Genomic DNA, 18,738 nt, shown 5'->3' on the forward strand with positions numbered 1-18,738 from the left:
CTGACGATCTAGTTGGCGGGAAATGATGTTGGTTTTGTGGTGCCCTTCGCAAGTGCGAAAGAACCTGCGCGCACGGCCGCCATCCAAGGCGGCATCACCTGCGATTTGTGCGCATCCGGCTTTGATCCAAGCTCGGAATATATTGGCTCCGCCGCTTTCATAACGAAGCGGCGGAGCAGAAAAAACAGTTTTCGATTACGTCAGCTGACGACGACGGCGATGACGACGACACAGTCGCCGGCCTTGACCAATCCCGGGAAATGCCGGGCGCACAGGATGCCGCCCATCTTCGCGCGGATTTCACGGGGAGCTGCGCCGGTCCGTCCGATTGGGTAGATGCGGGCCACAACGGCGCCTTCGCCAACCTCATCTCCAAGATCGAAGACGGGCTCGATCAGTCCGTCCTCCTCGGCGAAGGAAAAGCAATTGCCGTCCGGCATGTCGAGCCAGGTCGTCGGCGTGACATCGGCGCTGCCCGCGACGATGCCCGCACGGCGCAGCACGTTGATCACGCCGCGCTTGGCGATCTCTGCGCTTTTCGCCGTCGCCGTGCCGCCGCCGCCAAGCTCCGTGGTGATGAAGACCTTGCCCATCTCCTCGGCGGCCGTGTCGTACATGCCGACCGCGTCGATCTCGAGCATCTTCATCGAATAGGGCGCCGAAAACGCCTTCACCAGCTCGAAGGCGCGGGCCTCCTGTTCCTTGTCGGGCAGGATATGGGCAGCGCAGAAGGGCAGGAAATCGAGTGTCCTGCCGCCGGAGTGAAAGTCGAGGACGACGTCGGCGCGGGGCAGCAGATCGCGCTGGAAATAGTCGGCTATCTTCTGCGTTACCGTGCCGTCCGGACGACCGGGAAAGCTGCGGTTTAGGTTGCCCTTGTCGATCGGCGACGTTCGCGTTCCGGCTAGGAATGCCGGGTAGTTCATCGCCGGAACGATAATCACCGTGCCGCTGACATCCTCCGGTTTGAGGCTGCGGGCCAGATCGAAGAGTGCAATCGGCCCTTCGTATTCGTCGCCGTGATTGCCGCCGGTCAAGAGCGCCACGGGCCCTTTGCCGTTGCGGATAACCGTAAGCGGGATCATCACCGATCCCCAGGCGGAATCGTCGCGGCTATAGGGCAGCCGCAGGAAACCGTGCTGCACGCCGTCGGCGTCGAAGTCCACCGTCGGGCTGATCGGCGACGGTCGCAAGGCGTTCTCGCTCATCGCAGTCTCAATCCTTGACCATCAGCTTGCGCGGTACGTTGGCGAAGCATTCGACCCCGGTATCGGTGATGAGGATGCTCTCGGTGGTCTCGAACCCCATGTCCTCGAGCCAGAGGCCGGTCATGAAATGGAAGGTCATGCCAGGCTTCAGCTCGGTGCGGTCGCCTGGGCGCAGGCTCATGGTGCGCTCGCCCCAGTCCGGCGGATAGGACAGGCCGATCGGGTAGCCGGTGCGGTTGTCCTTGACGATCCCGTATTTCTTGAGCACGACGAAGAAGGCATTGGCGATGTCCTCGCAGGTATTGCCGGGCTTGGCCACCGCAAGGCCGGCCTCCATGCCTTCCAGCGTCGCCTTTTCCGCGTCGAGGAAGGCCTGCGTCGGCTTACCGAGGAAGACCGTGCGCGACAGCGGCACGTGATAGCGGTTATAGCAGCCCGCGATCTCGAAGAAGGTGCCCTCGCCCCTCTTCATCGGCCGGTCGTCCCAGGTCAGGTGCGGCGCGGAGGCTTCGACACCTGACGGCAAGAGCGGCACGATCGCCGGATAGTCGCCGCCAATGCCGTCGACGCCGCGGGTGCCGGCGTCGTAGATTTCGGCGACCAGATCGCATTTGCGCATGCCGACCTCGATTTTGTCGAAGATACGGGCATGCATTGCCTCGACGATCCGCGCGGCGTTGCGCATGTATCTGATCTCGGTTTCGCTTTTCACCGCACGCTGCCAGTTCACCAGCGCGGTCGCATCCACGAAACGGGCGTTCGGCAGATGTTTCTGCAGCGAGGCGAAGGCGGCCGCGGAGAACCAGTAATTGTCCATCTCGACGCCGATCGTCAGCTTGCCGAAGCCACGGTCCGTCAAGATACCGGAGAGATAATCCATCGGGTGGCGCTCGGTCGACTGCACGTAATGATCAGGATAACCGACGATGTTTTCCTGGCTGAGGTAAGAAGTCAGCTTGGCACCGTTGGCGTCCTGGCCGCGGCCGAACCAGACCGGTTCGCCGGACGGCGGCACGATGACGGCCTGATGCACATAAAACGACCAGCCGTCATAACCCGTCAGCCAGGCCATGTTTGATGGGTCGCTGACGATCAGGAGGTCGATCCCTTTCGCCTCCATGGCATGCCGGGTCTTTTCCAGCCGCGCGGCATATTCCCCACGCGAGAACTTGAGATTGGGCTGGGTCATGTCTCTTCCCTTCTTATCCGGCGCAAGGCCGGTTCAGCTTTCGAATGCGGTACCAGCGCCGGCGGCATCCGCCCGCGCGAAGGCGAGCGTGGCGATGGCGGTATCCTGGATACCGGTCCCGGTGAGGTCGGTGAGTGTGATCTGTCCTGCGTTCTCGCGTCCGGGGCGGATGCCGGCGATGACTTGCCCAAGCTCGGAAAATTCGGTGTCCGGTGAAATGAGCCCGGCCTTGACGGCATGATGCAGTTCCCCGAGCCAGCGCGTCTGTTTCAGGCTGTCGGCGACGTAGACATCGGCCTTGGCGATTGCTGCCGGGTCGATCTCGTTCTTGTGTTCGGCATCCGAACCCATGGCGGTCACATGCTGGCCGGGCTGGAGCCATTCCGCCTTCAGGATCGGGATTGCCGATGGGGTCGTCGTGACAACGATATCGGCACCGGCGACGGCGATCTCCGGATCGGCCTCGGCCGTTACTGGGATGCCGAGCCTGATCGTCAATTCGGCGACAACGGTTTTGGCTTTCCCGAGGTCGCGCGCCCAGATGCACGCCTCACGGATCGGCCGGACTAGCATCAGAGCCTCCAATTGCAACCGCGCCTGCATGCCTGCTCCGAAAATCGCCACAACGGTCGAGTCCGGACGCGAGAGATGTTTTGCCGCAACCGCGCCCGCCGCAGCCGTCCGGACATCGGTCAGGTAACCGTTGTCGAGCAACAGCGCCTGCACGAGGCCGGTGCGGCTGGACAGCAGGACCATCATGCCGTTCGTGCTCGGCAGGCCGATCTTCGGATTGTCGAAGAAGCCGGGGCTGATCTTGATGGCGAACCCTTCGATGCCCGGCACATAGGCCGTCTTTACATCCACTTCGCCGCGATGCTCGGGAATATCGAGGCGCAGGATCGGCGGCATGGCGACCGGCTTGGTGGCTAGCGCATGGAAAGCGTCCTCGACGCAAGCGACCGCTTCCCCGTCGAGTGGAACAAGCTTGCGCAGGTCCTTTTCGGTGAGAATGATTATCCGGCTCATGCGGCGTCCTTTCCATGGATGGCGTCACCGTTGATCACCCGCCGGTGCTGTTCCATGTCGATATTGCGGCCGGAGAGGATAGTGACGATGGCCCCAAGGCTTTTGACCTTCCCGGCAAGCAGCGCCCCGATGCCGACGGCGGCGGCGCCTTCCACCACCTCGCGCTCGACCGAATAGGCATGTGCGATGCCGGCTGCAATTTCCGCTTCGGAAAGCAGGACGACGTCATCGAGGAGATGCCGGCACATCGGGAAAGTCACGCGGTTATCAAGCCCGATGCCGCCGCCGAGCGAATCCGCAAGGCTCGGCACTTCCTCGACCAGAACCGGCTTGCCCGCATCCAGGCTCGCCTTCATCGCCGCGCCGCGCTCCATCGTCAGGCCGATGACCCGCGCCTGCGGCCTCAGTCCCTTCACCGCGGCAGCGATGCCGGCGGCAAGCCCGCCGCCGGACAGCGGCACCAGAACGGTCCCGATCTCCGGCACCTGTTCGACGATCTCGAGACCGAGAGTACCCTGCCCCGCCACGATGGCCGGATGATCGAAAGGCGGCACCATGACCAGCCCCTCCTCTGCCACCAGCCTGTCCACCTCTTCCTGCGCTTCGTCCTGCGAACGTCCGATGATGCGCACGCGCGCACCGAGGCGGCGGATTTCCGCGACCTTGTTTTCCGGCACCAGCGACGACATGCAGATGGTTGCGACGGCACCTTCCGTTCTCGCCGCAAAGGCGAGCGCCCGCCCATGATTGCCTGTGGAGGCCGCCACCACACCGCGCGTCCGCTCCTCGTGCGTCAGCGAAAGGATGGCGTTCGTCGCACCACGCAGCTTGAAGCTGCCGGTGGTCTGATGGTGTTCGAGCTTCAGATGGACCGGTATGCCCATCCGCTCGCTCAGAACGACCGACGCCACCATCGGCGTCCGGCACACGCGGCCATCGATGCGAGTTGCGGCGGCACGGATATCGTCAAGTTGAACCGGCAAGGTCTTCCCGCTCATGGTCTCAGCCTTCCGGATAGGGCTTGGTCATCAGCGTGCCCAGTTCAGGACGCGATGTCATTTCCCCGCAAAGCCGCAGGCAGGCCCAACCGGTGGCAAGGTTGCTGCTGACGACGGGCCTGCCAATCTCGGCTTCGATAGGGGCGACGACCTGGGCGGCGCGCACCGCCGTACAGGAGATGAAAAGCGCCTGCGATTCCGGTGCGATTGCATCGCGGGCAAGCGAGACGATCTCGTCCGGCGCAATGCGCGCCATTTCGCGGTCGTCGTCGAAACCCAGGCAGGTAAACCTGTCGATCGTGAAGCCGAGGCCGGCGAAATAATCGGCCATCGGCCGGCTCGTCTCCACAGTATAGGGCGTCAGGATCGAGATTCGGCTTGCACCGATAGCCCGCAGGCCTTTTACGGCCGCAGCCGTCGGCGTCACCACGGGAACGCCCGGCTTGGCGGAGCGGATCGCCTCCTCGATACGGGCATCGCCGATGATCACGGAGGCGGACGTGCAGGAATACATGACCGCATCCAGCGTCTCGCCCGGCAAGATCAACGAGGCGCCTTCGGTCAGCACCGGCTGCATCCTGAGGAGATTTTCAGGCGTCGTCGGATTGGCATACGGGATGCGGTTGACATAAACGCCAATGCGATCGCTCGCGACCATGCACTGGAAGTCGACCTCGGTCGTATGGTCGGTGGCCAGGATCACCAGACCGATGCGTTTCTGAAGCGGGCGATCGTCCAGTCGCGGTTTCCGGCCGGCGAGGCTTATCTCAACGGAAGTCATCTCAGTCGTCCATCCTGGCATAACGTTCCTCCAGCCAGCGCAGCCCCAGGACCGAGATCAGGCTGACCACGAGGAAGAAAACGCCGACGAGCGTCATCGGCTCGATATAGCGATAGTTGCTGTTGGCGATGCTCTTTGCCTGGTTCATCAGCTCCAGCACGGTGATCGCCGAGAGAAGCGGCGTTTCCTTGAACATCGCGATGAAATAGTTGGCGAGCGCCGGGATCATCGGCGGCACGGCCTGCGGCAGGATGACGTGGATCCACGCCTGCCTTGTCGTGAGATTGGCCGCCTTTGCCGCTTCCCACTGGCCACGCGGCACGTTCTCGATACCGGCGCGATAGACCTCGGCGGTATAGGTGGCGTAGTGGACGCCGATGCCGATGACGCCGGCGACCAGCGGCGACAGGCGGATACCGATATCCGGCAGCACGTAGAAAATGAAATAGAGCTGCACGAGAAGCGGCGTGCCGCGGATGAATTCCGAAACGAAGCCGACCGTGCGCGAGACCGCGGTGATCGGCGAGCGGCGCACGATGGCGAGACCGAGACCGATCACCGCCGCGACGGCCGCACCGAGGACGGTCGCCAGGAGAGTAATCTTGAACCCTTCGAGAAGGGTCGGCATGATCTGCCAGACGAAATCCCAATCCCACTCCATGGTCAGGTCCTCACGCCATCGAGGCTGCGCGTCACCCGCCGCTCCAGCCAGCGCATCACGGTGGAAATCGCCCAGGCCATGGCGAAGTAGAGAAAGAGGATGGTCGCGAAGGGAATGAGCGTATTGCCGGTCTGGGCACGGACGACTTGCGCCTGGAAGGTGAGGTCCGTCAGCGAGATCAGCGAGACGACGGCCGTGCCCTTCAAAAGCTCGATGGCGTTGTTGCAGAAGGTGGGCAGCATCAGCGGCAGCGCCTGCGGCAGGATCACATGGCGCATCCGCTGAAAGCGGGAGAGATTGAGGGCGATGCAGGCCTCGGTCTGTTCTCGCCCGACCGCCTTGACGGCACCGCGCACAACTTCTGCCCCGTAGGCCCCGACATTCAGCCCCAAAGCCAGAACGCCCGCCTGAAGCGGCGTGAGGGTGAGGCCCGCGAAAGGAAGGACGAAATAGACCCAGAAGAGCTGGACGAAGATCGAGGTGCCCCGGAAGAATTCGATATAGGTCGTCGCAAGCGCCCGCACGGCAAAGAAGCGCGAAAGCCGCCCGAGGCCGGCCAGGAAAGCCATCACCAGCGCCAGAGCCGAACCCATGACGGTCAGCTGCAGCGTTACCAGCGCCCCCTCGAGGATCAGCGTCAAATAGCCGGACCAGACCGACATCAGCGGAAACTTCCCATCATCCGAGACAGTGCAGAAACGGCCCAAGGCCATCGCGATCGGTGGCGGAACGGCACATGAGCCGCTCCGTCCACCTCAGTTCGGCCGTTTACTGGGCGGCAGTGCATTGCTTGTCGCGAGTGGTCGACATGGCTGCCTTGGCGGAGAAACCATAGGGTTCGATAAGCTTGGCAAACTCACCCGATTCCTTCAGCTTCTTGAGCTCCCCATCAAACGCATCGCGGAGGGCGACGTCCTGCTTTCGGAAGGCCGCGCCATCGCAATAGACCGGTGCGCCGACCACCGGTGCGACGACTTCGAGGTTTGGATCCTTCGCCTTGTCGAGAAGGTCGTGAATTGACAGGACCGGAAGAGAATAGACGTCGATGCGGCCATCCTGGAGCATCTTGATGCCGCTCTGCCCATCCGGCACGACGATGACGCGCTCACGCGGCACGCCAGCCTGCAGGGCCAGCTTCTCCTCGGTGCCGCCACCCGGGGCGCCGATCTTGGCATTCGTATTGTTGGCAATGTCCTTGTAGCTCGTCAGCTTCAGCGGGTTGCCTTTCCTGAGGGCGAAAGCTTCCGCATCGCAAAGGATCGGCTCGGAATAGGCCACCGCGTTGCAGCGTTCCTGCTTCATGAACAGGCCTGCGGTAATCGCATCGTGGCGGCCGGCCTGCAGGCCCGGGATCATCGCACCATATTCGGAGATCGAAGCCACGACCTCCTTGATGCCGAGACGCTCGAAGATGACGCGGGCAACGTCGGGAGCGGCACCCGAAACCTTGCCATCGGCGCCGACCGCCGTATAGGGCGGCTCGTTGGCGATGGCGATGCGGGCAAAGCCCTGTTCCTTCAACTGCTTCAGGTCCGCTGCGGATGCAGAAATACCGCCCGCGATAGCGGCGAGGACCGAAATGCTGACGGCCGATGCTAAAATTCTCGTTTTCATTGTTCCCTACTCCTCTGGTTTTTTCCCGATGTCTTCGGGCTGTATCGCTGCCTTTGGCGGTCAGACGCGGTGGCCTGCCGCTATGATCTTGCGCAGGAAGGTCTGGGTGCGCTCCTGCTTCGGGTTCCGGAAAATCTCATCCGGTCCGCCCTCCTCGACGATCTTGCCGCGATCGAAAAACAACACGCGGTCTGCGAAATCATGGGCAAAACCCATCTCGTGCGTCACCAGCAGCATGGTCATGTCGGTCTCGGCCGCGAGCCGCCGCATGACATTCAGCACCTCCTCGACGAGTTCCGGATCGAGTGCGGATGTCACTTCGTCGAACAGCATGATCTTCGGAGAGAGCGCGAGCGCCCGGGCGATCGCGACACGCTGTTTCTGGCCGCCGGAAAGCTGTGCCGGCACCGCCTTCGCCTTGTCCGCCATGCCGACCATGTCCAGCAGATCCATGGCCCGCTTTTCGGCATCGGCACGTGTCGCACCCTGGGTGAGCATCGGCGCGAGCGTGACATTGTCGAGGACGCATTTATGCGGAAACAGATTGAAGTGCTGGAAGACCATGCCGATCTTCTTGCGCATGCGGTGCAGATGGCGCTCGTCTGCGGCAACCAGATCGGCGCCCTTTTTCATGTGATAAAGCTGCTCGCCGTCGACCTCGATATGGCCGCCGCTGATCGATTCCAGCGTCATCAGAATACGCAGGATCGTGGTCTTGCCCGAACCGGAAGGGCCGATCAGCGCCAGCTTCTCGCCCGGCATCACATTCATCGACAAACCATCGAGAACGGTCAGCGGGCCGTATCTCTTGACGATGCTGTCGATGCGGATGATGGGCGATGGCATTCATGTCTCTCCCTGTTGAGACAAGCAATGCATCAACGATGACGGCCTCAAGAAATCATGTCAATTCGGAAAATAATATCATGACAATATTTATCCGCCTGCACAAACGGCAGGCGCTTGCATCAAATCGCAAGCAGCAGCTCTTCGGGGTTTCCCTGCGCCAGCGAAGCGACGATTGCGAGCCCGGTGCGCAACTCGCTTTCCGTTGTCGATCCCAGCGAGATGCGCAGGGCCGGCGTCCATCCGTGATCCGTCGTATGGAACGACTTGCCCGGTGCAATGCCCACGCCGCGTAGCCGCGCCTGGGCCACGAAGGCATCTTCGGTGTGACTGCCGGAAAGCGGCAGCCAAACGTGCAGGCTCTGTGGATGCGCCCGGTAGGACAGACCCGCCAGCGTCTCGGCGGCGATGGCATGACGGCTGACGAGGGCGCGACGCTGCCAGTTGACGAGTTCCATGGCGGTGCCGTCGCTGACCCAGCGGGTGGCGATCTCGGCCATTGCGGGCGTTGCCATCCAGTTGGAGACCAGATGCCGGTTGGCAACCGCCGCCACATAACGGTCCGGCGCGACGAGATAACCGATGCGCAGGCCCGGAACGGTGATTTTCGTGAAGCTTGTCACGTAGAGCGTCCGTTCCGGAGCGAAGGCGGCCATCGGCGGCGCACGGCCCTCCACCATGGGCCCGAGGACGTCGTTCTCGATGATCGCTATGTCATGCTTGGCGGCCACGGCTGCAAGTGCCTCGCGGCGAGCGGCACTCATCAGAGCCGCCATGGGATTGATCACGGATGGCTGCAGGAAGATCGCCCGGATCGGACCCTTGCGGCAGGCTTCGTCGAGTGCCTCAGGGATCATGCCCTCCTCGTCGATCGCCAGCCCTTCCAGATGCAGGCCGAGATAGGTGGAAAGCGGAACGAGCGTATGATGGCTGACCACTTCCGTGGCGATGGTCGAGCCGGGCGGTGCGACGCTCATCAGGGCCACCGTCATTCCCGATGTTGCGCCGTTGGTCACGCTGACATTCAGCGGCGAAACATCCAGGCCGCAGCGTGCCAGCCATTCGGTCGCGATGGCCCGGTGGCGGGGGAACACCATATTCGGCCGGAACGACAGGGCCGAACTCGCCGGCAGGTTTTCAGAAAGCCAGGCGAAGGCTTGCCGGAATTTTTCGACATGGATCTGCTCGCAGACCGGCTTCAGGATCGACAGGTCGATGACCTCACCCAGCCGTTCGGGCAGGTAAGGCGGTTCGGGCTCCCGCGCCTGCGTCTGCACGAAGCTGCCCCGCCCGATTTCGCCGGAAATCAGCCCTCGGCGGATAAGATCGTCATAGGCCCGGCTGACCGTCTGGACCGACAGGCCGAGATCGTCCGCCATGCGGCGGTGGGTCGGCAGCTTGGTCCCGTTGACGAGCTTTCCTTCCTGGACGGCGCGGGCAATCTGCTCGGCGAGCGAAAGATAGGCCGGTCGGCGGAGCTGGGAGGGATCGGGGCGCCAATTTGTCATGATTTTACTGTGCTTAAAATCAGTTCAATTGACAATGGCAAAACGAATTTTCATTGTCTTCCTCAACAACCGCACGACAGGAAACCATATGAAACTCGACGCCATCGATCTGCGCATTCTCGAGGCGGTCCAAGGTGATGGCCGGATCACCAAGCTAGCGCTCGCCGAAAAGGTCGGCCTTTCCCCGACGCCCTGCTGGATGCGTCTTCGGAAGCTGGAAAAGGCAGGCATCATCGCCGGCTATCATGCCCGGCTCGTGCCAAGGAAGATCGCGCCGATCGCCAGCGTCATGGTGGAGATCACGCTCGCCAACCATCGCCAGAGCGATTTCGATCGTTTCGAACGGGTAGTCGCTGCTATCCCTGAGATCACCGCCTGCTGGTCGGTCGGCGGCGGCGTCGATTATATCGCCAAGATCGTGGCCCTCGACATCGACGCCTATCAACGCCTGATCGACGATCTGCTCGACCGCGAACTCGGTATCGAACGTTATTTCACCTATATCGTCACCAAGACGGTGAAGGAGGAAACGGGCGTGCCCGTTACCGCCCTGTTCGAGCCGGATGCCGGCCAGCGGCCATAGACGATCTCTCCTCATAGCCCGGCCAGTTTAGACCATCTCTCTCTTTTTCCTCTGCGGAATGGACAATCTCTCGCATGAGAGAGGCGATACTGGCGCCACGACCGAACGAGGATCTGGCCATGACTGCAATTTTTGCACGCCCCGCCTATCACGAGGCCCTGACACGGCTTGCCGACCGCCACCTGCTGCGCGATCTTGCCTATGTGGATGGGCGCTGGGTTGCCGGCGCCGACGGCCAAAGCTTCCAGGTCGCCGACCCCGCTTCCTCCGCAACCCTCGCGTGGGTCGCGAGTCTTAGCGCCGAGGAAACCGATGCAGCGATCGATGCTGCCGCGACCGCCTTTCCCGTCTGGCGGGCGAAGCTGCCGCAGGAGCGGGCGGCAATCCTGAAGGAATGGCATCGGCTGATACTCCAAGCCAGGGAGGATCTGGCTCTCTTGATGACGCTGGAGCAGGGCAAGCCACTTGCCGAGTCCCGCGGAGAGATCGACTACGCTGCCTCCTTCATCGAGTGGTATGCCGAGGAAGGAAAGCGGGTAAACGCCGAGAGCGTCCCCAGCCATCTTCCGGGCGCCGAAATGATCGTCCGGCGGGAGGCGCTCGGCGTTGCCGGCATCGTCACGCCTTGGAACTTTCCCTCCGCCATGGTCACCCGCAAGGCGGCTGCGGCACTCGCCGCCGGCTGTACGGTCGTCGCGCACCCCTCTTGCGAAACGCCGCTTTCGGCGCTGGCGCTGGCCGAGCTCGCCGAACGGGCGGGAATGCCGGCAGGCGTCTTCAACGTCGTGACCGGCAATGCCGCCAGCATCGTCGGCCGGCTCTGCCAAGATGCACGGGTGCGGGCGATGAGCTTTACCGGTTCCACAGAGATCGGCCGCCTGATCGCAGCACAATGTGCGCCGACGATGAAGCGGCTGGTGATGGAGCTCGGCGGCCATGCGCCGCTGATCGTGTTCGACGACGCCGACATCGATCGCGCCGCCGAGATCGCGGTCGCCGCAAAATTCGCGACCTCCGGCCAAGACTGCCTCGCAGCCAACCGGATTTTCGTTCAGCGATCCATATTCGAAGCCTTCAACGCGGCCTTTGCCAAACGGATTGCCGCCCTGACGGTCGGCAGCGGATTGGCGGAGGGCGTCGACATCGGTCCGCTGATGCACGAACGAGCCGTAATGAAGGTCGAGGCACAGGTGAAGGATGCGCTCGACAAGGGCGCCAGGCTGCTTGCCGGCGGCAAACGCCACAAGGCCGGTCCGCTTTTCTTCGAGCCGACACTCATCACCAACGTACCGGACGATGCGGTCATCATGCGCGAGGAGACTTTCGGGCCGGTTGCCGCCGTCGCCGTCTTCGACACGGAAGACGAGGTCGTCGCCCGCGCTAACGACACCGAATACGGGCTTGTCGCCTATGTGGTCACCGAAAACGGCGCACGGCAGATGCGCCTCGGGCGGGCGCTCGAATATGGAATGGTGGCGATCAACCGCGTGAAGATCACCGGCGGGCCTGTTCCTTTCGGCGGCTGGAAACAATCCGGTCTCGGACGCGAGGGCTCCCGCCACGGCATCGAGGCCTTCACGGAGCTCAAATATCTCTGCATCGACACCGCCTGCTGACCGATCCCATAATCTTGAAGGAAAAGCCAATGCTCGAAAGAAACAACGAACTCACCGCCTGGGACCGTGATCATTTCTTCCATCCGTCGACCCATATGGGCATGCATGCGCGCGGCGAAACGCCGACGCGGGTGATCGGCAGCGGCGAAGGCGTCTACATCACCGACCGCGACGGCCGCACCAGCCTCGATGCCTTTGCCGGTCTCTACTGCGTCAATGTCGGCTACGGCCGACAGAAAATCGCCGATGCAATCGCCGAACAGGCCCGGAACCTGGCCTATTATCATGCCTATGTCGGGCACGGCACGGAAGCGTCGATCACGCTTTCGAAGATGATCATCGACCGCGCGCCGGAAGGCATGTCGAGGGTCTATTTCGGTCTTTCCGGCTCCGATGCCAACGAGACCAACATCAAGCTGATCTGGTACTACAACAACGTCCTCGGGCGGCCGGAAAAGAAGAAGATCATCTCGCGCTGGCGCGGCTATCACGGCTCCGGCGTCATGACCGGCAGTCTCACCGGCCTCGAACTCTTCCACAAGGCCTTCGACCTGCCGCGCGTGCCGATCCTGCATACCGAAGCGCCCTATTATTTCCGCCGTCCGGACCGCTCGATGAGCGAGGAACAGTTCTCGCAATATTGTGCCGACAAGCTGGAGGAGATGATCCTTTCGGAGGGCCCGGAGACGATCGCGGCCTTCATCGGCGAGCCCATCCTCGGCACCGGCGGCATCGTACCGCCGCCCAGGGGCTATTGGGAAAAGATCCAGGCGGTACTTCAGAAATACGACATCCTGCTCGTCGCCGACGAGGTGGTGACCGGTTTCGGCCGCCTCGGCACGATGTTCGGCTCCGACCATTACGGCATGAAGCCGGATCTCATCACCATCGCCAAAGGCCTGACCTCCGCCTATGCGCCGCTGTCCGGCACGATCGTCTCCGACCGGTTCTGGCAGGTCCTGGTGCAGGGCTCGGACCAGCTCGGCGCGATCGGGCATGGTTGGACCTATTCCTCGCACCCGATCTGCGCGGCGGCCGGCATCGCCAACCTCGAACTGATCGACGAGATGGGATTGGTGCAGAATGCTGCCGAGACCGGAGCCTATTTCCGCTCCGAACTGGCCAAGGCCGTTGCCGGCCACAAGCATGTCGGCGACGTCCGGGGCGATGGGCTCATGGCCGCGGTGGAATTCGTGGAGGACAAGGACGATCGCAGGTTCTTCGATCCTTCCCAGAAGATCGGCCCACAAATCGCAGCAACCCTTCTGGAGCGCGGCGTCATCGGCCGCGCCATGCCCCAGGGCGACATTCTCGGTTTTGCGCCACCGCTTTGCCTCACCCGCGAGGAAGCGGATATCGTCGTCAAGGCGACGGCCGAGGCGATCGACAGTGTCTTCGCCAACCTCTGACGGGAGAAGACACATGGCCTCTATCCCCGAAACGATGGCAGCCGTCCTCCTGACCGGCCATGGCGGGCTCGACAAGCTCGTCTACAGCCGAGACGTCCCCGTGCCCAGACCTGCCGCCGGCGAGGTCCTTATCCGCGTGACGGCCTGCGGCATGAACAATACCGATGTCTGGGTGCGCCAGGGCGCCTACGGTACAGAGGAGGATCCCGGTGCCGTTTCCACATGGAGACGGCAGGGCAACACGCTCACCTTTCCGCGCATCCAGGGCGCCGATACCATCGGTCACGTGGTTGCCGTCGGAGAGGGTGTTGATCCGACGCGGATCGGCGAGCGGGTGATGGTCGATTTCTCCATCTACAACCGTGAGGACGATAGCCTTGCCGACATCGACTACATGGGCCACGGACGCGACGGCGGTTATGCCGAATACATGGCGCTGCCGGCAGAAAACGCCCATGTGATCAACACCACCATGACCGACATCGAGCTTGCGACTTTCTGCTGCGCCTATCTGACCGGCGAGAGAATGCTGGAAAGAGCCAGGCTTTTGGTCGGGGAATGGGTACTCGTCACCGGCGCCTCGGGCGGCGTCGGATCAGCAATCATTCAGCTCGCGCGGGCGCGCGGCGCTATCCCGATCGCCGTCGCGGGCCCTGGCAAGGAAACCGCCATACTCGAGATCGGCGCCGAGGCCGTGGTGACGCGCGGGAAAGGCGACCTCGCCGAGGCGGTGACCGAAGCAACGGGCGGGGCGCCGATCGACGTGGTCGCGGATCTCGTGGCCGGCCCGATGTTCAACGATCTTCTGAAAATCCTGCGCCCCGAGGGCCGTTACACGACCGCGGGGGCCATTGCAGGCCCGGTCGTCCAGCTCGATCTCAGGACGATGTATCTGAAGCAGCTGGAGCTGCACGGTTCCAGCCAGGGAAGCCGCGCCGATTTTCGCCGCCTCGTCGGTTATATCGAAAGCGGAAAGGTCCGACCGCTCGTCGGCGGCGTCTATCCGTTGTCGAAATTCCACAACGCCCAAACGGACTTCATGGCCAAGAATTTCGTCGGCAAACTGGTCGTGGTTCCCGATTAACGGTAGTTCGGAACCTGTGTTGGCGATGTCCGGTTGGCTGGGTCCGACTTCTCAAGCCGACTATAAGCTGCCGAGCCGCTGAAGCATGTTCGTCAGGCGAGCATTCTCGGTCCGAAGTTTGTCGGCCAGCAGCTTTTTGAGCCGCCTGTTCTCGGCATCGAGCGCCGCCAGATCGTCATCCGAAACCACGTCCGGCAGATGGACACTCCGTCGCTGAGGATGGTCCTTTTCGGACGGCGTGACAATTTCGATGGTCTGAACGTTTACGTGCGGCTTCTCGGCGCTCGACAACGGTACGTGATTTCTCACGACCGCTACCATTTCGGGGGATGGCTGAGCATTAATTGCCGCCGGCAATTCGATTTGAGGCGGCGGCGATGAACCCGCTTCGCCGTCCAATGAAAGGATTGTTCCTGGATCGTCGGCGCGATGGCCGTTTTCAATGCTCGGCTCCAGCTTCACTCGTTCGGACGTGACCGCGGCATTGGCGGAGGTTCGCGGGCGCTCCTCAATCGGCTGGATGCGATGTGGCAGCGACGTGTCGCTTTCCACCGCCCGGGCCAGGGCCCTCAGATCCGTATCACCCCAAATCGAGTTTGCTTGGGTCTTCGGCTGTCGTCGATTGGTTTTATACTCGACAACAAAGTTGCGCCGCGTGGTCTTCATCTGTCTCTCAGCGTGGATATGTCGATTGCCGAGTCCTGCGCTATCGAGCAGGTCCCACAAGCCTTTTGTCTTTATCGGCTAGCCCATGAATCCTGTAGTCAAATCGGGCACATGACGCGAGATTCCGGTGTCGGCTTCACTCAAGACCGAGTCGTCTGCGCAGTTCTGCATTCTCGGTGCGCAACTTTTCCGCCAACAGCTTGCGAAGCCGTTGGTTCTCCTCTTCGAGCTGGGTGAACTCGGCAAGATCGTCGGTAACGGGAACAGAAACAGGCGCTTTCCGAACGGCGCCCTCGGACTTTACGGCCTTCTTCCATTGGTAATATGTTTGGTCCGAAATACCGACGGTCTTGACTGCGTCCTTGAGCGTTACCCCGTTTGCCAGCTGGGCGTCGATCTGTCCCAGCTTTTCAAGCTTGTCTTCGTCGGTATGCCTTTTAGACCTCGTTGATGAAGCCGCTTTCGATGTGGCGCGAACAGGCTCGACCGAAGCCTTTTTTCGTCGAGAGGCCGCCTTCTTGGCAACGGACGGCGCCGGCGCGGATTCAGCCGTCGCAGACACGGTAGAAAGCTCGATGTTTTCTTCGTCGGCCATGAATGTTCCCTCTCTTTATCGCCGCCTTTGTCAGCCGAGTTGATCAATTAGTCAACAGAGCTCCCTCAAGGAACAATGACCCGCTGAAAGGACGAAAGTCCGTCTATCATTCGATCACCCAAATGCTTTTGGCATTCCCGCGATCGAACGTTTATATGTCTGCCAAAGCGAAGTCGTGGACCACCGAAGATCAGAAGGTTGGCGGCCTGAAAAATCCGCAAGACGAAATAAGTTACATCAGGAAGACGCAATGAGTGGATGCTGTTCAGGATCAAGGCGGGAGACGGAGCAGGCAATATCTGCCGCACCGGCAAACACGGTCTCTGCCGGCATCCGAGGGGAAGCGATTGCCATCAAGGGGGGCGAGACATTCGTTGGAACCCATGACCCGGTAATCTCCGCCGATGGCGAGGGGCCGGAGCGCAGGATTTCGTTGCAGGATTTTCACCTCGAGGTCGAGACGGTCACCATCCGTCGGTTTGCCCAGTTCGCCGAGGCGACCGGCCATGTGACGGAATCGGAGCGGTTCGGCTCGTCGGCCGTGTTCGCATCGCTGCTCGGTGACAGCAGTCTTGCGACGGGTGGCGTTATCGGAACCCCTTGGTGGACGCGCGTCGACGGCGCAACATGGCGGCAGCCGGAAGGCCGCGGCAGTTCCATCGACGATCGGCTTGACCATCCGGTCACCCACGTCTCCTGGAACGATGCGCTCGCGTTCGCGCGATGGGTCGGCGGCCGTCTGCCGACAGAAGCGGAGTGGGAGCATGCCGCACGCGGCGGCAACCGCCGCCGGCGGTATCCCTGGGGCGAGGAGGAGCCGACCGACGAGGCGATCTTCTGCAATATCTGGCAGGGCCGCTTTCCCGACACCAACACGCTGCAGGACGGATATTTCGGCACCGCGCCGGCGCGCAGCTTCGCCCCCAACGAGGCTGGTTTCTACAATCTCGCCGGCAATGTCTGGGAATGGACCGCCGATCCTTTCAAGGTGCGCTCACTGTCGAAACAGGCAAAGGCGCGAAACGAGCATGCCAAGCGCTTTTCCGACAAGGTGCTGAAGGGCGGCTCATTCCTCTGCCACAAGAGCTACTGCTATCGGTACCGCATCGCGGCGCGAATGGGCCTTTCCCCCGACAGCGCCTCGAGCAATACAGGCTTTCGGGTCGCCTATGACGCTGGCGTCGGAAATGGCCATGGCCTTTGATCCGCAGACGGGACCGCGACGAATACCCTGTTACGGTCGACGGGATGCCGTATGCCTTTCATCCGGCATCCGTCCCAGAATCTAATCAATATTGAGCGTCAAACGCTCCAGCGAAGGGATCGACGGGGCTCCTCCGGTTCCACAGCCTGCGCCCCATCAGCGCCTCCACCACAGCGGTCTGCATCGCCTCATGGGTGGAATAGGCATTGATATAGGTCGGCACCCGCGGGGCATCGTAGAGATAATAGGGAAAGCCGAAGGAGATCATCACCGTCGGCAGGCTCGTCCACGGCCGTTTCATGGCGGCCCTGAAATCCCCGTGAAGCGCCCGCCAATCGAGAAAAATGCGTCCGCGTGTCAGAAGCGTCTCTTCGCCGAACAGATAGAGGACGAGGTCGTGCCCGTCCGTATCGAGCGGGGTGCCATAGGGATTAAGGGTCACCTCGAAGCCCTCGGCAGCCAGCATTTCCGGCAGCTTGAAATCCAGCCTCGCATTCTGCATCGGCTCGACGATCCCGCCGGAAACGACAAGGATGCGGCGATGCTTTTCAGGGTCGAGCGGCAGCGTACCGTTCCTGTCCTTCACCAGTGTGGGCGCGCGAGCGAAAGCTTCGTTGGACAATTTTTGGGAGGACGCCTCACCTACATGGACCGGCATTTCGACGTTGCGATGCAGGCCGAGCGACGCCTTGAGGGCGAGGACGCGTGTGACGGCATCGTAGAAACGCTCCGCCGGAATGCGCCCGGAATGGGCGGCGTCACGCACGGCAGCGATTTCCGCCTCCGGTTTGGAGGAGAAAAGGACCATGTCGCAGCCACTCGCGATAATCTCGATCTTCGCGTCATGCGCCGGCATCACGCCCGAAAGGCCTGCCATCTCGCTGGCGTCCGAGACGATCAGGCCGTTGAAGCCGAGCTCGCCCCGCAGGAGCGCGGTATTGAGCGGCACAGAGACTGAAGCCGGCAGATAGGCTTCTTCGCCTGCATCGGGATCGCGCTCCAAGACATAAGCCGGCAGCGCGATATGCGCCGACATGACCGACTTGACCCCCTGATCGATGGCCGCCCTGTAGAGCACACCGAAAGTGGCTCGCCATTCTTCCATCGATAGCGGATTGATCGTTGTGACCAGGTGCTGGTCGCGCTCGTCATAGCCTTCGCCCGGCCAATGTTTCACGGTCGCGGCAAGGCCGAGGCGCTGGAAGACGCGCATCTGCGCCAGTGCGTGACGTTCGATCAGCGCCGGATCCGAGCCATATCCGCGGGTTGCGACGATCGGGCTGCGAAAGGCCGCGTTGATATCCAGTACCGGCGTGAAGGACCAGTTGATCCCGACGGAACGGGCTTCGCGCGCCATCAGGTCGGAGATCACCTCGGTCAGCTCGACATCATCGACGGCGGCCAGGGCCAGCGGATTGGGAACGGCCGTGCCGAAGGAGAGGCTCATGCGTGAGCCTTCGAGATCGGCGGAAACGAGCAGAGGGACCGTGGCCCCGGCCTGAACCGCTGCCATATGCGCGCGTTCCCTCGTGCCATCCGCGCCGAAATAACGGGTGATGCCGCCAGGCTGCAGCTCGCCGAGGCGGACGATCTCCGCCTCGCGGTCGTCACCGCGCGAATTGAGATTAAAAAGCTGGGCTGCGCGGGCGGTGTCGTCCAGGGCCTGGAACGTCCGGGTTACCCAGTCGAGGGCTTCACGATCGAGGTTGAAGGGCGATTTCGTCAGATGATCCAGTGTCGATGGCATCGA

The 18,738-nt window shown here is 62.2% G+C and carries 18 protein-coding genes; 5 read left to right on the plus strand and 13 right to left on the minus strand.

All coding sequences use genetic code 11. The features are described 5' to 3' along the window. Positions 1-200 precede the first annotated feature (200 nt). The 10 genes from doeB to MOV63_RS19135 all read right to left on the minus strand — a co-directional run bounded on the left by doeB (position 201) and on the right by MOV63_RS19135 (position 9,831). Positions 201-1,208, minus strand: a complete 1,008-nt coding sequence (gene doeB, locus MOV63_RS19090; RefSeq protein WP_247035810.1) for a N(2)-acetyl-L-2,4-diaminobutanoate deacetylase DoeB — start codon at positions 1,206-1,208, stop codon at positions 201-203. A 7-nt stretch (positions 1,209-1,215) separates the two neighbouring features. Then, complete coding sequence (gene doeA, locus MOV63_RS19095) at positions 1,216-2,397, minus strand: ectoine hydrolase DoeA (protein ID WP_247035818.1); 1,182 nt, start codon at positions 2,395-2,397, stop codon at positions 1,216-1,218. 33 nt (positions 2,398-2,430) lie between these two features. Beyond that, positions 2,431-3,423 carry an ectoine utilization protein EutC gene (gene eutC / locus MOV63_RS19100; protein ID WP_247035820.1) on the minus strand — a complete coding sequence of 331 codons (993 nt, stop codon included), beginning with the start codon at positions 3,421-3,423 and terminating at the stop codon, positions 2,431-2,433. Then, the gene (eutB, locus tag MOV63_RS19105; protein ID WP_247035822.1) at positions 3,420-4,421 is read right to left on the minus strand and encodes a hydroxyectoine utilization dehydratase EutB; all 1,002 of its coding nucleotides are present in this window, start codon (positions 4,419-4,421) and stop codon (positions 3,420-3,422) included. Before eutB ends, eutC begins: the two co-directional genes overlap by 4 nt. A 4-nt stretch (positions 4,422-4,425) precedes the next feature. Then, positions 4,426-5,202 carry an ectoine utilization protein EutA gene (gene eutA / locus MOV63_RS19110; protein WP_247035824.1) on the minus strand — a complete coding sequence of 259 codons (777 nt, stop codon included), beginning with the start codon at positions 5,200-5,202 and terminating at the stop codon, positions 4,426-4,428. 1 nt (position 5,203) lies between these two features. Further along, positions 5,204-5,863 carry an ectoine/hydroxyectoine ABC transporter permease subunit EhuD gene (gene ehuD, locus MOV63_RS19115; protein WP_247035826.1) on the minus strand — a complete coding sequence of 220 codons (660 nt, stop codon included), beginning with the start codon at positions 5,861-5,863 and terminating at the stop codon, positions 5,204-5,206. A gap of 2 nt (positions 5,864-5,865) precedes the next feature. Next, positions 5,866-6,525 carry an ectoine/hydroxyectoine ABC transporter permease subunit EhuC gene (ehuC, locus tag MOV63_RS19120; protein WP_040125899.1) on the minus strand — a complete coding sequence of 220 codons (660 nt, stop codon included), beginning with the start codon at positions 6,523-6,525 and terminating at the stop codon, positions 5,866-5,868. Positions 6,526-6,631: 106 nt separating this feature from the next. Further along, a complete protein-coding gene (ehuB, locus tag MOV63_RS19125; RefSeq protein WP_247035833.1) occupies positions 6,632-7,477 on the minus strand; it encodes an ectoine/hydroxyectoine ABC transporter substrate-binding protein EhuB in 846 nt (281 codons plus the stop codon). Between the two features lie 60 nt (positions 7,478-7,537). Beyond that, positions 7,538-8,323 (minus strand): ectoine/hydroxyectoine ABC transporter ATP-binding protein EhuA, encoded by a 786-nt coding sequence (gene ehuA / locus MOV63_RS19130; protein WP_040125472.1) that lies wholly within the window; start codon positions 8,321-8,323, stop codon positions 7,538-7,540. A 122-nt stretch (positions 8,324-8,445) separates the two neighbouring features. Further along, entirely contained in the window at positions 8,446-9,831 is a 1,386-nt protein-coding gene (locus MOV63_RS19135) for a PLP-dependent aminotransferase family protein (RefSeq protein ID WP_247035835.1), read from the minus strand. Positions 9,832-9,919: 88 nt separating this feature from the next. On the opposite strand from MOV63_RS19135, the gene MOV63_RS19140 reads away from it, so the two are divergent. The 4 genes from MOV63_RS19140 (at position 9,920) to MOV63_RS19155 (ending at position 14,523) form a co-directional block, all read left to right on the plus strand. Then, positions 9,920-10,414, plus strand: a complete 495-nt coding sequence (locus MOV63_RS19140) for an Lrp/AsnC family transcriptional regulator (RefSeq protein WP_247035837.1) — start codon at positions 9,920-9,922, stop codon at positions 10,412-10,414. A 119-nt stretch (positions 10,415-10,533) separates the two neighbouring features. After that, positions 10,534-12,030, plus strand: a complete 1,497-nt coding sequence (locus MOV63_RS19145; RefSeq protein ID WP_247035839.1) for an NAD-dependent succinate-semialdehyde dehydrogenase — start codon at positions 10,534-10,536, stop codon at positions 12,028-12,030. Positions 12,031-12,059: 29 nt separating this feature from the next. After that, entirely contained in the window at positions 12,060-13,439 is a 1,380-nt protein-coding gene (locus MOV63_RS19150) for an aspartate aminotransferase family protein (protein ID WP_247035841.1), read from the plus strand. A gap of 13 nt (positions 13,440-13,452) precedes the next feature. Then, positions 13,453-14,523, plus strand: a complete 1,071-nt coding sequence (locus tag MOV63_RS19155; RefSeq protein ID WP_247035843.1) for an alcohol dehydrogenase family protein — start codon at positions 13,453-13,455, stop codon at positions 14,521-14,523. Between the two features lie 60 nt (positions 14,524-14,583). Here the strand turns inward: MOV63_RS19155 and MOV63_RS19160 are convergent, their stop codons facing one another. Then, positions 14,584-15,189, minus strand: a complete 606-nt coding sequence (locus MOV63_RS19160) for a hypothetical protein (RefSeq protein ID WP_247035845.1) — start codon at positions 15,187-15,189, stop codon at positions 14,584-14,586. A 136-nt stretch (positions 15,190-15,325) separates the two neighbouring features. Continuing rightward, positions 15,326-15,784 carry a transposase gene (locus MOV63_RS19165; RefSeq protein ID WP_247035856.1) on the minus strand — a complete coding sequence of 153 codons (459 nt, stop codon included), beginning with the start codon at positions 15,782-15,784 and terminating at the stop codon, positions 15,326-15,328. 250 nt (positions 15,785-16,034) lie between these two features. On the opposite strand from MOV63_RS19165, the gene MOV63_RS19170 reads away from it, so the two are divergent. Then, positions 16,035-16,988 (plus strand): formylglycine-generating enzyme family protein, encoded by a 954-nt coding sequence (locus MOV63_RS19170; protein ID WP_247035859.1) that lies wholly within the window; start codon positions 16,035-16,037, stop codon positions 16,986-16,988. Between the two features lie 85 nt (positions 16,989-17,073). Here MOV63_RS19170 and MOV63_RS19175 read toward each other — a convergent pair whose 3' ends face one another. After that, entirely contained in the window at positions 17,074-18,735 is a 1,662-nt protein-coding gene (locus tag MOV63_RS19175) for a glycoside hydrolase family 3 protein (RefSeq protein WP_247035862.1), read from the minus strand. Positions 18,736-18,738 lie beyond the last annotated feature (3 nt).

The organism is Neorhizobium sp. SHOUNA12A (genome assembly GCF_023006505.1).
Taxonomy (GTDB): Bacteria; Pseudomonadota; Alphaproteobacteria; order Rhizobiales; family Rhizobiaceae; genus Neorhizobium.